At 69.0% G+C, this 13,535-nt stretch carries 12 protein-coding genes; 9 read left to right on the top strand and 3 right to left on the bottom strand.

The window, feature by feature from the left end:
• Positions 1-303: 303 nt before the first annotated feature.
• On the bottom strand, positions 304-771 hold the full coding sequence (locus tag HNR24_RS06260; protein WP_058888516.1) for a GNAT family N-acetyltransferase: 468 nt from the start codon (positions 769-771) through the stop codon (positions 304-306).
• 109 nt (positions 772-880) lie between these two features.
• Here HNR24_RS06260 and dxr point away from each other — a divergent pair, with 109 nt between their 5' ends.
• The 5 genes from dxr (at position 881) to HNR24_RS06235 (ending at position 7,128) form a co-directional block, all read left to right on the top strand.
• Positions 881-2,152 (top strand): 1-deoxy-D-xylulose-5-phosphate reductoisomerase, encoded by a 1,272-nt coding sequence (dxr, locus tag HNR24_RS06255; RefSeq protein ID WP_259392418.1) that lies wholly within the window; start codon positions 881-883, stop codon positions 2,150-2,152.
• Positions 2,149-3,738: a M50 family metallopeptidase gene (locus HNR24_RS06250; protein WP_182495335.1), complete on the top strand. Its 1,590-nt coding sequence runs from the start codon at positions 2,149-2,151 to the stop codon at positions 3,736-3,738. Before dxr ends, HNR24_RS06250 begins: the two co-directional genes overlap by 4 nt.
• 179 nt (positions 3,739-3,917) lie before the next feature.
• Positions 3,918-5,066, top strand: coding sequence for a flavodoxin-dependent (E)-4-hydroxy-3-methylbut-2-enyl-diphosphate synthase (gene ispG, locus HNR24_RS06245; protein WP_218849931.1), 1,149 nt, complete (start codon positions 3,918-3,920; stop codon positions 5,064-5,066).
• Between the two features lie 16 nt (positions 5,067-5,082).
• Positions 5,083-5,934 carry a GNAT family N-acetyltransferase gene (locus HNR24_RS06240; protein WP_058888520.1) on the top strand — a complete coding sequence of 284 codons (852 nt, stop codon included), beginning with the start codon at positions 5,083-5,085 and terminating at the stop codon, positions 5,932-5,934.
• Positions 5,935-7,128: a hypothetical protein gene (locus HNR24_RS06235; RefSeq protein WP_182495334.1), complete on the top strand. Its 1,194-nt coding sequence runs from the start codon at positions 5,935-5,937 to the stop codon at positions 7,126-7,128.
• Between the two features lie 141 nt (positions 7,129-7,269).
• Here HNR24_RS06235 and HNR24_RS06230 read toward each other — a convergent pair whose 3' ends face one another.
• Together HNR24_RS06230 and HNR24_RS06225 are read right to left on the bottom strand one after the other, a co-directional pair.
• Positions 7,270-8,061, bottom strand: a complete 792-nt coding sequence (locus tag HNR24_RS06230) for a TSUP family transporter (protein WP_058888522.1) — start codon at positions 8,059-8,061, stop codon at positions 7,270-7,272.
• A gap of 32 nt (positions 8,062-8,093) precedes the next feature.
• Entirely contained in the window at positions 8,094-9,914 is a 1,821-nt protein-coding gene (locus HNR24_RS06225) for a proline--tRNA ligase (protein ID WP_058888523.1), read from the bottom strand.
• Positions 9,915-10,161: 247 nt separating this feature from the next.
• Here HNR24_RS06225 and HNR24_RS06220 point away from each other — a divergent pair, with 247 nt between their 5' ends.
• From HNR24_RS06220 to HNR24_RS06205, 4 genes are all read left to right on the top strand, one after another.
• Positions 10,162-11,490 (top strand): hypothetical protein, encoded by a 1,329-nt coding sequence (locus HNR24_RS06220; protein WP_182495333.1) that lies wholly within the window; start codon positions 10,162-10,164, stop codon positions 11,488-11,490.
• A gap of 90 nt (positions 11,491-11,580) precedes the next feature.
• Positions 11,581-12,126: a ribosome maturation factor RimP gene (gene rimP, locus HNR24_RS06215; RefSeq protein ID WP_182495332.1), complete on the top strand. Its 546-nt coding sequence runs from the start codon at positions 11,581-11,583 to the stop codon at positions 12,124-12,126.
• A 24-nt stretch (positions 12,127-12,150) separates the two neighbouring features.
• Complete coding sequence (gene nusA, locus HNR24_RS06210) at positions 12,151-13,128, top strand: transcription termination factor NusA (protein WP_058888526.1); 978 nt, start codon at positions 12,151-12,153, stop codon at positions 13,126-13,128.
• Positions 13,129-13,183: 55 nt separating this feature from the next.
• Positions 13,184-13,459 carry a YlxR family protein gene (locus HNR24_RS06205; protein ID WP_083504801.1) on the top strand — a complete coding sequence of 92 codons (276 nt, stop codon included), beginning with the start codon at positions 13,184-13,186 and terminating at the stop codon, positions 13,457-13,459.
• Positions 13,460-13,535 lie beyond the last annotated feature (76 nt).

Genomic DNA, 13,535 nt, shown 5'->3' with positions numbered 1-13,535 from the left:
AAACAAGCCCTCAACGCCTTCATCCAACGTTGGGGTGTCGTGCCTCTATCAGCGATCCATGCTCCGCCGCGACCAGTCCCTGGGTGACAACACCCCCCGGATCATGGGGTGACTGGGGGCAAACGATCATGCCCAGAGACCGGACCGGCCAACACCCCTCATCCTGCCGGAGAAACGGTGTCCTTAGAAGCTAACGGGGGGGGTGCCCGGGGGCAAGGCGCTGCGTGGGTGCGCAGCTGCGCGACGGGGTACGCCGGCAAGTGGATGCGGGGCGGCCCCGGGTGGGATGCTGCGCGGCGGGGGTCAGTCCAGCTGCAGGATCTTCTCCTGCACCACCTTGGCGCGCACGTTGGAGAAGCTGGACTCCTCGCCGGTCTCGGTGAAGCCCAGGGATTCCAGAATCTTCAAGGTGCCGAGGTTGTCGATCACGACCCGGGCGGTGACCGGGCGCTGCGGGAACTCGGTGAGGAACTTCTGCACCGCCTCGGTGGTGATGCCCTGGCCCCAGAAGCGCTTCTCGATCCAGAAGGTGATCTCCCGGCTGGCCTCGTCCTCGAAGGCGGCGATCGAGCCCACGGGCTGGCCGTCGCTCTCGATGGTGCGCACGATGGTGTCATCGGAGTTCAGCAGCTGACCCCAGTGATGGTCGAAGACGCTGCGGTCCTTGGGGTTGGTCGAGGCGAATGCTGCCATATGGGCGGCGTCGGCATCCTGCTGGAACACGAAGAACTGCTCCAGGTCCTCGGTCTCCACTGCGCGCAGTGTGATCATCGGTGAGGCTCCTTCATCGGCTTGTGGCCGCATGGGTCTGCAACTGCTGTGCTCCCAGCGTACTGTGCACACCCATCACGGGCGAGCTCGGTGCGCCATAATGGGGACTATGGCTTCTCCCAAGCGCCGCGTGGCGATTCTCGGTTCCACCGGTTCCATCGGGACCCAGGCGCTGCAGGTCATCGCCGCTCACCCAGACCGTTTCGAGGTCGTGGCGCTGGCCGGCGGATCCAACGCCGGACTGCTGGCCGAGCAGGTCGCCGCCACCGGCGCCGGGCTTATCGGGCTCGCCGACGCCGGCGCGGCGGCCGGGCTGCGGGCCGCGCTGAGCTCCGCCAGCGAGCGAGGGACGCTCACCGCCGGTGAGCCCGAGATCCTCACCGGGGAGCAGGCGGCGGTGCAGATCGCTGCCGAGTCCGGGGCCGACGTCGTGCTCAACGCCATGACCGGCTCCATCGGGCTGCGCCCCACCCTTGCCGCGCTGCGCTCCGGGGCCACCCTGGCGCTGGCGAACAAGGAATCTCTGGTGGTCGGCGGGGCGCTGGTGGCCCAGGCCGTGCAGCGACCAGGTCAGATCATCCCGGTGGACTCCGAGCACTCGGCGCTGGCCCAGGCGCTGAGCTCGGGACGCCACGAGCGCGGGCTCTGCGCGGTCCCCGCCGAGGGTGAGGACCGGCTCAGCGGGGCCTCGGAGGTCTCCAGCCTGGTGGTCACCGCCTCCGGTGGGCCCTTCCGCGGCTGGGACCCGGCCGCGCTGGCCGAGGTCACCCCCGCCCAGGCGCTGAAACACCCCAACTACTCGATGGGACGGGTGGTCACCACCAACTCCGCCACCATGGTCAACAAGGCGCTGGAGGTGATCGAGGCGCATCTGCTCTTCGAGATCGAGCTGGCCGACATCCAGACCGTGGTGCACCCGCAGCAGTGGATCCACTCCATGGTCCAGTTCCGCGACGGCTCCACCATCGCTCAGGCCGGGCACCCGCGGATGCTGATCCCGATCGCGCTGGGACTCTCCTGGCCCGAGCGTCTGGAGCAGATCGATGCCCCCATCGACTGGACCCAGGCGATGCAGTGGGACTTCGAGCCCCTGGATGAACAAGCCTTCCCCGCAGTCGCCCTGGCCAAACAGGCCTGCGCCGCGTCCCCGACGCATATGGCGGTCTATAACGCCGCGAATGAACAAGCGGTGGAGGCGTTCCACGCCGGAGGCCTCAGCTTCCCCGGAATCCTCGCCACGGTGCAGGCGGTGCTGGAGCGCCACCAGGCGGTGAGCAGCTCCGCGACGCCCACCCTGGATGAGGTGCTCGACGCCGAGCGCTGGGCCCGCGCCGCCGCCGAGGAGCACATCGCCGCGGCCAAGGTCCAGGTGCGCGCATGATCGCGCTGCTGATGATCGCGGGCATCGCGCTCGTCGCCCTGGGGATCGCGCTGTCCATCGCGCTGCATGAGATCGGGCACCTGCTTCCCGCCAAGCTCTTCAAGGTCCGGGTCACCCAGTACATGGTCGGCTTCGGCCCCACGCTGTGGTCCCGGCGCCGGGGAGAGACCGAATACGGGGTCAAGGCGATCCCGCTGGGCGGCTACGTCGCGATGATCGGGATGTACCCGCCCCCGGATGAGACCGGCACCATGAACCACCCCGCCGAGGGTGACCATGAGTCTTCGCAGACGTCGGCGGAGACGTCTGCTGGGACGTCTGCTGGGACGTCTGCTGGGACATCTGCCGCCGAGGAGGCCGCAGAACAGGACGTCGCCCCACGGGATCCCTACCTGCGCGAGGTCGGCGCCCAGTACGGGGCTCCCGCGGCGTCGTCGTCGTCGGCTGGACACTCCACGCCTGACTCCGCCGAGCCCGGAACCGCCGGGACCACGACCAAGACCGTGCGCTCGCAGTCCACCGGGATCTTCCAGCAGCTCTCCGCCGACGCCCGCGAGGTGGCGGCCGAGGACCTGCGTCCCGGGGACGAGGACCGGATGTTCTACCGGCTGGCCACCTGGAAGCGGATCATCATCATGCTCGGCGGGCCCGCCATGAACGGGCTGATCGCCCTGGCGCTGACCGCCGGGATCATCTCCTTCCACGGCACCAGCGAGCCGAACACCACGGTGCGTGAGGTCTTCGAATGTGTGGTCTCCGCGGAGGCCGCCGACGCGGGCCAGAGTGAATGCAGCCAGGACGACCCCGCCGGTCCCGCCTTCGAGGCCGGGCTGCGTCCTGGGGACCAGATCCTGGCCTTCAACGGCCAGCCGGTGGGGACCTGGGATGAGCTCACCGCGCTGATCCGGGAATCCGCCGATCAGTCCAGCCAGGTCACCTACCTGCGCGATGGGGAGGAGACCACCACCACGCTGACCCCGATCCTCACCGAGCGCCCGATCAGCGACGGGCTGGGCCGGGCCCAGCGCGACGACGACGGCGCCCTGATCACCGAACCGGTGGGCTTCATCGGGATGGGAGCGGACCAGGAGATAGTCCAGCAGCCGTTCTGGGAGGCCGGACCGGTGGTGTGGGAGCAGTCCAAGGCGGTCGGCGCCGTCGTCGCGAACCTGCCGGTGCGTCTTTATGACGTGGCCGTGTCCACCTTCACCTCCGCCGAGCGGGACCCGGACGGCCCGCTCTCCGTGGTGGGGGTGGGACGGATCGCCGGCGAGCTCTCCGCGCAGGAGGAGATTCCGCTGGAATCCCGCTTCGTCTCGCTGCTCTCCCTGGTGGCGGGGGTCAACGTGGCGCTGATGGTCTTCAACCTGATCCCGCTGCTGCCGCTGGACGGCGGCCATGTGGCCGGGGCGCTCTACGAGAGCCTGCGGCGGCGCCTGGCCAAGCTGCTGGGCCGCCCGGACCCAGGGCCCTTCGACATCTCCAAGCTGCTGCCGCTGACCTACGTGGTCGCCGTAATGATGCTGCTGATGGGCGTGTTGTTGATCTATGCCGACATCGTGAACCCGATCCGTCTCTTCGATTAGCCGCCCCCGTACCGGGCGGTACCATGGAGGAGGCGGGTGACCCTCGCCGGTGACCATGAAGAATCGGCGGCGACGTCCACTGCGGACGCCAGGCGCCGAGCCCCCAAGAACCCCGACGTCTCCGTGACGTCCACGCCCAAGATGCATCAGGAGAGTCTGTGCCCGCGATCAATCTCGGAATGCCCTCCGCGCCGCCGCCAGTGCTGGCGCCGCGCCGGAAGACGCGGAACTTCCAGGTCGGGTCGGTAGGTGTGGGCAGCGATCACCGGGTCTCGGTGCAGTCCATGACCACCACCAAGACCCACGACATCAACGGCACCTTGCAGCAGATCGCGGAGCTCACCGCCTCCGGCTGCGACATCGTCCGGGTGGCCTGCCCGACGGACAAGGACGCCGAGGCGCTGAAGATCATCGCGATGAAGTCGCAGATCCCGGTGATCGCCGATATCCACTTCCAGCCCAAATACGTCTTCGCCGCCATCGACGCCGGCTGCGGCGCGGTGCGCGTGAACCCCGGCAACATCCGGCAGTTCGATGACAAGGTCGGAGAGATCGCCAAGGCCGCCAGCGACGCCGGGGTCTCCCTGCGCATCGGGGTCAACGCCGGATCCCTGGACAAGCGGGTCATGGACAAGTACGGCAAGGCCACCCCGGAGGCGCTGGTGGAATCCGCGGTCTGGGAGGCCTCGCTGTTCGAGGAGCACGGCTTCCACGACTTCAAGATCTCGGTCAAGCACAACGACCCGGTGGTGATGGTCCAGGCCTACCAGATGCTCGCCGAGCGCGGGGACTGGCCGCTGCACCTCGGGGTCACCGAGGCGGGCCCGGCCTTCCAGGGCACCATCAAGTCCTCCGTGGCCTTCGGCGCGCTGCTCTCCCAGGGCATCGGAGACACCATCCGGGTCTCGCTCTCGGCCCCGCCGGCCGAAGAGGTCAAGGTGGGCAACCAGCTGCTGGAGTCGCTGAACCTGCGCCCGCGCAAGCTGGAGATCGTCTCCTGCCCTTCCTGTGGACGCGCGCAGGTCGACGTCTACACCCTCGCCGACGATGTCACCGCTGGGCTCGAAGGCATGACCGTGCCGCTGCGCGTGGCCGTCATGGGCTGCGTGGTCAACGGACCCGGTGAGGCCCGCGACGCGGACCTCGGGGTGGCCTCGGGCAACGGCAAGGGCCAGATCTTCGTCAAGGGCGAGGTCATCAAGACTGTTCCCGAAGACCAGATCGTGGAGACCCTGATCGCAGAAGCCAACCGGCTGGCCGAAGAGATGGAACGCGAATCCGATGGAGATGCTCAGGCAGCAAGTGCCCCTGTGGTCTCCGTCAGCTGACGCCACAGCCGCCCGGGTGCATCGCGCCACCCGCGGCGGCGTCCGCGTGCTCGGACACGGGGACACCCCGGCTCTGGAGCGGCTGCTGGCCACCGACCCGGTGGCCAACGTCTCGGTCAGCGCCACCATCCGTGCCCGCCGATCGGCGGGACCAGGCAAGGGCCGCAACGGCGCCGTGGTGCTGGGCATCGACGGCGATAACGGGCTGCTCGCCGCCTGCTGGACCGGCAGCAACATCATCCCGGTCGGGGCCACCCCGGCTCAGGGTGAGCTTTTCGGGGTGGCGGTCGGTGCGATGCGCCGCCGGGTGGCTTCGATCTATGGCGACGCCGAGGCTGTGCTGGAGATCTTCGACGCCACCGGGTGGACCGGTGCGCGCGATGTCCGGGCCGATCAGCCGCTGATGGCGATCACGCAGGCCTCCGGCGTGCAGCCCTTGGCGGGTGCGCGGCTCTCCCGGTCTGGAGACTTCCCCCGGGTGGAGCAGGCCAGTGCCGCGATGTTCACCGAGGAGCTGGGCTTCTCGCCCTACGCCCAGGGCGCCGGCCAGTACCGGGAGCGGGTGCGCGGCCTCATCAACGCCGGACATTCGATCATCGCGGTGGACCCGGAGACCTCGGAGATCATGTTCAAGGCCGAGTTCGGTGCGGTCAGCCCCGAAGTGGTCCAGGTCCAGGGTGTGTGGGTGCGGCCGAGCCACCGCGGACGCGGCCTGGCCGGGCCGGGGATGGCCGCCGTCGTCGAGCGCGGACTCCAGCTCGCGCCCACCGTCAGCCTCTATGTGAACAGCTATAACACCGCGGCGATTCGGACCTACGAGCGTGTTGGATTCACTCAGGTGGGGACCTTCGCGACCATACTGTTCTAGATGACTTTCTTCCCCTTCCCCCGGACGGCGCCGCTGCGTCGCCGCGGTTCCGCCAGGACCGCAGCCAGCTCAGGTGCCGCGCTCGGCCTCCTCGGGGTGCTCCTGCTCACCAGTTGTGGTGCCTCCACCGCGGAGCAGGCCGGAACCCCGGCCGCCGAGCCGGGCACCGGGGGTGCCGGCGTGCAGCAGCAGGTCCCGGAACCCGCGGGAAACCAGCTCTCCCACGATGAAATGCGCGAGCAGCTGGAGTCCCGGTACCCAGATGCTGCGCTGAGCGACACCGAGGATTATTGGGCCGGGCTGCGCGATATCGAGACCGAGCTGCAGCGTCTGGTGGTCGACCCGCCCGAGTGCAAGCAATTCGTGATGCGCTCGGCCCTGCCGGTCCCAGCCGGCGCGCTGGTGGCCTATGCCGATGGCACCGTCGAGCCCGGGGATGCGGCAGAGGGCCCTGGTGAGGGTTCTGGTGAGGGTTCTGAGGGTGATTCCAGCGGGGGTTCCGGCACGGAGACCGAGGGTGAGCCGGAGGCCGGCGCGCTGAAAGCCGCGCCCGGATTCCAGCTCGCCAGCAACCAGGAGCAGCAACCGCAGGGTGAGGATTCCGAGGGGGAGGGCTCCGAGGGTGCGGACCCCGAGGGGGATGGCTCTGGTGATGGCGAAGACTCCGCTGATGGTTCCGAGGGTGAGGTCGACTCCGGCAGCGAAGGTTCCGAGGACAGTGACTCCGGTGACGGCGACTCCGGCGACAGTGACTCCGGTGACGGCGACTCCGGAGGGGATGATTCCGAGGAGGAATCAGAGCCGGTCACAGTGGATCTCCCGGCGCAGCGTCAGGCCGTGATCTATACCTTCCGCGATTGGCGCGCCGCCGACGCCCACCTCGCCGCAGAGAAGGACGGGCTTGAGTCCTGCGACTCCTACACCGCCAGCCGCGGCAGCGAGGACTCCCCAGAGGTCTCGACCTCCGTGGACACCGTGGATGTCTCCTCCACCGCAGACGACGCCCTGGGCACCACGCGGCGGATCAGCTCCGAGGGGGAGCGCGAGCACGACGCCGCGGTCACCCTGCGCAGCGGCTCACACATCGTCACCGTGGCAGTGCCGCTGTCCGAGGCGCTGTCCGAGGAGGAAGCCGAAGTCGCCGCGGAGGAGCTCCAGGCGGAGGCCGCCGATCTCATCGAGAGCCTCGACTGACCACCCCTTGCTGCGTTTTACCGGGCTCTACGTGGCTGACCGGGCCGTCCGTCCGCCCGGTAGTCCTCGTAAGGCCCGGTAAAACGCTGGGAGAGGGGGGCCGGGCCGGTCGTCCGGTACTGAGAAGCGCGGGACTGCCGCTCAGCCGAAGAGGTCGACGGCGACGTCGTAGCCCAGCTTGATCACCAGGGCGAAGACGACCACCAGGAACACCACCCGGATGAACTTCGATCCCTTGGCGATGGCCATCCGGGCGCCGAGGTAGCCCCCGGCCATGTTCGCCGCGCCAAGGACCAGCCCCAGGCCGATGAACACGTGGCCGGCGGGGAAGAAGTAGAGCAGCGCCCCGAGGTTGGTGGCCACGTTGACCACCTTGGCCTGTGCCGAGGAGTTCAAGAAGTTGTAGCCCAGCACGGTGACCAGCGCGATCACCAGAAAGGTCCCGGTCCCGGGGCCGAGCACGCCGTCGTAGAAACCGATGATCAGCCCGATGGTCAGGGCCCGGGCCAGGTGTCCCATCCTGGCGTGGCGCAGCTTCTCGAGCTGGCCCACGTCGGGCTTGACGGCGGTGAACACGCCCACCCCGATCAGCGCGAGCAGGATCAGCGGCAGGATGATCCGCTCTGGCAGTGAGGCGGCGACCACTGCGCCGCCGTAGCTGGCCAGCAGGGCGGCGGCCGCCATGGGCAGGGCCGTGGTCATCGAGGGCTTGACTCGTCGCGCGTAGGTGATCGCCGACGTCGTCGTCCCGAAGATCGACCCGAGCTTGTTGGTGGCCAGCGCCTGGACCGGGGTGATCCCCGGGACCATCAGCAGCGCCGGCAGCTGGAGCAGCCCGCCGCCGCCGACGACGGCGTCCACCCACCCGGCCGCGAAGCCCGCCGCGATCAGCAGCAGCAGGGTCACCCAGGTGATCTCGAGGCCGCCGCCGATGAGAAGATCAGTGGCGGCCTCGAGGGCTTCGCTCAGCGCGCGCCCTTGGAGTCTTGCAGGCCCTTGACGTGTGCGAGCACCTCTGCCGCGGCCTCGGCCACCGGGACCTCGCGGGATTCACCGGAGCGGCGATCCTTGAGCTCGATGGTGCCGTTCTTCAGGCCACGGCCCACGGTGACCAGCATCGGCACGCCGAGCAGCTCGGCGTCGCCGAACTTCACGCCGGGGGAGACCTTGGGGCGATCGTCGTAGATGGCGCTCAGACCGGCGTCCTCAAGCTCAGCGATCAGCGCCTCGGCCGCGGCGTAGACCTCTTCGCCCTTGCCGGTGGCGACCAGGTGCACGTCGGCCGGGGCGATGGCGGCGGGCCAGATCAGGCCCTTCTCATCGTGGGTGGCCTCGGCGATGGCGGCCAGGGCGCGGGTGACGCCGAAGCCGTAGGAGCCCATGGTCACGGTGGCGAGCTTGCCGTTGACGTCGAGGACCTGCAGGCCCAGCGCCTCGGCGTAGCGGGTGCCCAGGTGGAAGATGTGGCCCATCTCGATGCCGCGGCGGGTGCGCAGCGGCCCGGAGCCGTCCGGGGCCGGGTCACCGGATTCCACGACGACGGACTCGATGATCCCGTCCCAGCCGAAGTCGCGCCCGGCGACCAGGCCGAACACGTGCTGGTCGGCCTGGTTCGCGCCGGTGATCCAGCTGGTGCCCGAGACCACGCGGGGATCCACCAGGTAGCTGATCCCGCTGGACTCCGTGCCGAGCACCGGAGCATCCAGGGAGAGGCCGGGGCCGATGTAGCCGCGCACCAGTCCGGGGTGCTTCTTCAGGTCCGTCTCGTTCGCGGCCTCCAGGGCGACCTCGCCGCCGACGCCGAGCAGTCCGCCGATGGTGGCCTCGGCGCGCTTGAGGTCCACCTCGCGGTTGCCGGGCACGCCGAGCACCACGATCCGGCGGGTCCCGTCCGGGAGCACCGCGGCGACGACGACGTTCTTCAGGGTGTCCGCTGCGGTCCATTCCCGGTCCGCGCGGGGCTGGTGGGTGTTCGCGGCGTCGACCAGGGTGGCGATGGTGTCGGTGCCGGGGGTGTGGTGCACCTGGGCGGCGGGCAGCTCGGAGAAGTCCAGCGGTTCTGGGGCCGGCGTGGTGACGGCCTCGACGTTGGCGCGGAAGCCGCCGTCGGACTCCACGAAGGTGTCCTCGCCGATGTCACAGGGGAAGAGGAACTCCTCCGACGCCGAGCCGCCCATCGCGCCGGACTGGGCGTTGACCGGGACCACGGGCAGGCCGAGGCGATCGAAGATGCGCAGATAGGCCTCGCGGTGCGCGTCATAGGCCGCGCTCTGGTCCTCCTCGGTGAGCGCGAAGGAGTAGGAGTCCTTCATGATGAACTCGCGGCCTCGCAGCAGCCCCGCCCGGGGGCGCGCCTCATCGCGGTACTTGGTCTGGATCTGATAGATCGAGAGCGGCAGGTCCTTATACGAGCTGTAGAGATCCTTCACCAGCAGGGTGAAGACCTCCTCGTGGGTGGGCGCCAGCAGGTAGTCCGCCTCTTTGCGGTCCTTGAGCCGGAAGATCCCGTCCCCGTAGTCGTCCCAGCGCCCGGTGGCCTCATAGGGCTCCTTGGGCAGCAGCGCCGGGAAGTGCACCTCCTGGGCGCCGATCCGGTTCATCTCCTCGCGGACGATCGCCTCGATCTTCCGCAGCACGGTCAGGCCCAGCGGCAGCCAGGTGTAGACGCCCGGGGCGGCGCGGCGGATATAGCCGGCGCGGACCAGCAGCTGGTGGCTGGCGACCTCGGCGTCGGCCGGGTTGTCCCGCAGCGTGCGGAGGAACAGATGAGACAGGCGGAGCGGCACAGGTGAACTCGTTTCCGGTAAGGGATCTTCTACCGCCCCAAGTCTAAGGGTCGCTCCTCACCTAGGTGTTTTACCTGCCCTTGCGTAGATCACCGGGCCGTTGGCTGGCCCGGTACTTCACGTCAGCCCCGGTAAAACGCCGGGTGGGGCGGGTGGGGCGGGTGGGGCGCGCAGGGCGGGTGGGAGGTTTATCCACAGTCGGCCCCAGTGATCCCCGGCTCCCGACGGCGCGGGGCAGGCTTCTGCCATGACCGCACAGACCACGCCGCCGCAGATCCCGCAGACCTCGCAGACCCCGCAGACCCCGCAGCGAGACCTGCCCCGCAAGCGACTCCTGCGCGCCAAGGACCTCTGGGACGCCTACGGCTCCTCCGAGCTGACCGGTGGGTTCCTCGAGGTCGACGACATCGGACGCAGGCTCAGTGCGATGGTCGACGCCGGGCAGCTGCTGCGCGTCCAGCGGGGCGTCTACATCGAGCCCTCCATCTGGCTGCAGACGGCTCCATGGGAGCGTCATCTGATCGTCGCCGCGGCGGTCAACCTGCAGTCACCGAGCACCCGCTTCTGCCGCACCACCGCACTGGCGATGCACGGCTTCGGCCTGCTGCGGCCCCCGGAGGCGGTCACGGTGCGCACGGCGCGCAACGACGCCGTCGGCCTGCACCCCGGCACGGCGCTGACCGGCCGCGCCTCCGCCTCCGCGATCCAGCGGCTGCTGCAGGCCCACCCCGAGGCCCACCCCGAGGCGCACGACGGCGGCGCCCCCAGTCCGGCAGCGTTGCGCGCCCTGGGCACTCGGCGCCACCAGTACCCGCGCGCCTTCCGGGACCAGCTGCGCGAAGGACTGGGACAGGAATGGGATAAGCCCTACCAGGACGCCCTGGTGCGTCAGCGTTTCCCGATTCCGGAGAGCCTTCCGGCGGCCCTCGTCGCGGGCATGTGGACCTGGCTGGAGCCGATCGGGCTTGTGCTGGCCGACACCGTGCCCCGAATGAGCTTCGCGGAGGCGGTGGCGGTGCTCGATGCGTATCGGGCCGGACGCTTCGGCGCGCAGGCTGAGCCGGGTGGGGCGCTCTCCGCCGTCGAACCCTGGCTGTCTCTGGTGGCCTCCGCGCGGGGCAGGGAGCGCTGGAAGGTGGCGTGGGAGTTCTCCGAGGCCGGCGCGGAATCTGTGGGGGAGTCATGGGCTCGGGTGCGCATCGCCGAACTGGGATTCACTGCACCAGAGCTGCAGCGGCGGTTCCTGCTCCCTCACGGGGTCACCTGCCGGACCGACTTCTACTGGGAGGATCCAGGAATCGTGGGCGAGTTCGACGGGCTGCAGAAGTATAGGGCCTCCATGACGCTCTCCGGGCTCCACCCTGCGCAGGCAGTGATCGCGGAGAAGGAGCGCGAGGACGGGCTGCGCTCGCTGGGGGTCAGGGTGGTGCGTTTCACCTGGGCTGACCTGCAGGACTCCACTCGACTCCAGCGCCTGTTGAGCAACGCAGGAGTTCCCCGTTCCGCGCGTTCTACCGGGGCGCACGTGTTCTACCGAGACAACCGCAGGGCCGGTAGACCACGCAGAGCCAGGTAAAACGGCAGGGGGGGCAGGGGCAGGTGCAACGAGCGGGGGAGGGTCAGGCACAATGGAGACGCACCGCAGACCACCACCGTTAGGACCGTCATGGCCACCGCCCCCCGCCCCACCGGCGAGCAGCGCTTCAAGGATCCCCGCGCCGCGAAGATCGCCGAGCTGATCACCCCCACGATCACCGCGCACGGGCTCTACCTCGAAGACGTCGAGCTCACCGCCACCGGGCCGAGCACCACGCTGAAGGTCTCGGTGGATCTGCTCAGCGGCACCGAGCAGGTGGACCTGGACACTGTCGCCGAGATCTCGCAGGCGATCTCTGCCCGGTTCGACGAAGAAGATGTGCTGCCCGAGCTCGAGAGCTACGACCTCGAGGTGTCCACCCCCGGGGCGACCCGTCCGCTGACCGAACCGCGGCACTTCGAGCGAAATGTGGGCCGGTTGTTGGAGATCACACAGGCCGGGCACTCTCCGATGCTGGCCAGGCTGCAGGCCGTGCAGGAGGGCTCGATCACGGTGATCGAGCAGAAGCCGGCGCCGAAGAAGGGGATGCCGGTGAAGCATGGTGACCCGATGGAGATCGGCTTCGCGGCGATCACGCACGCACGAGTGCAGGTAGAGTTTTCCCACACGCAGTAGATACTGGCTTAACCGGAGGCACAAGTGGATATCGATATGAGCGCACTGCGCATGCTTGTCAAAGAGCGCGAGATCCCGCTGCAGCGGCTGATCCCCGCCATCGAACAGGCGCTGGTGCTGGCTTACCACAAATCACCCGGTGCACTGCAGCACGCCCGGGCGGAGATCGATCAGTCCACGGGCCACGTCACGGTATGGGCCAAGGAGCAGGACGAGAACGGCACCTTCATCGGCGAGTTCGATGACACCCCCCGGGACTTCGGCCGGGTCGCCGCCTCCACCGCCCGCCAGGTGATCATGCAGCGGATCCGCGACGCCGAGGACGATCAGGTCCTGGGCCAGTTCAAGGGTCGCGAGGGGGAGCTGATCTCCGGCACCATCCAGCAGGGCCGGAACCCGCACATGATCCAGGTGGACCTGGGAAGCGTCGAGGCGCTGCTGCCCCCGCAGGAGCACGTCCCCGGCGAGGAGTACGTCCACGGGCACCGGATCCGCGCGTACGTCGTCGACGTCCACCGCGGGATGCGCGGGCCCTCCATCACGCTCTCCCGCTCCCACCCGGGACTGGTGAAGAAGCTCTTCGAACACGAGGTCCCAGAGATCGCCGACGGCTCCGTGGAGATCACCGCGATCGCCCGCGAGGCCGGGCACCGCACCAAGATCGCGGTGCGCGCCCACCAGTCCGGGATCAACGCCAAGGGCGCCTGCATCGGCTCGATGGGGTCCCGGGTGCGCGCGGTGATGAACGAGCTCAACGACGAGAAGATCGACATCATCGATCACTCCGATGACCCGGCCGAGTTCATCGCCCACGCGCTCTCACCCTCGAAGGTGAAGTCGGTGACCATCCTGGATGAGGCCACCCGCAGCGCCCGCGTGGTGGTTCCGGACTACCAGCTCTCCCTGGCGATCGGAAAAGAGGGCCAGAACGCGCGGCTCGCGGCCAAGCTCACTGGCTGGCGGATCGACATCGTCTCCGATGCGACGCTCGCCGCGTCCTGAGCAGACGACCGACTCCCACGTTTCTGCTCGATCCCGCCGGAAGGGGTAGACTGTCATGGTTCCAGTGCGTACCTGCATCGGCTGTCGCCGTGCGGTCGCTCAGGACACGGCAATAAGGCTCGCACTCACCGCAGCTCAGACCGCCGAGACCGCACCGCCTCTGGTGGTGTGGGACACCGACCGGGCACTGCCCGGACGAGGCGCCTGGCTGCACCCGCAGCGCGAATGCCTCGAGACCGCGCTCAAGCGCAAGGCCTTCAACCGGGCCTTCCGCCGGAAAGTGGACCCGAGCGCACTTGATCTGCACGACATTATTGGCACCGACGGCTGACGCCGCCTTCGCCGCAGCAATGCGGCGGATCAGCGGGGGAGACCAGAAAGCGGGTTCAGAGAGATGGATCCCCGAT

This window comes from Nesterenkonia sandarakina, assembly GCF_014138825.1.
Lineage (GTDB): Bacteria > Actinomycetota > Actinomycetes > Actinomycetales > Micrococcaceae > Nesterenkonia > Nesterenkonia sandarakina.
The sequence above is the reverse complement of the archived record's forward strand: the minus strand, read 5'-3'. Positions and strand labels throughout refer to the sequence as shown.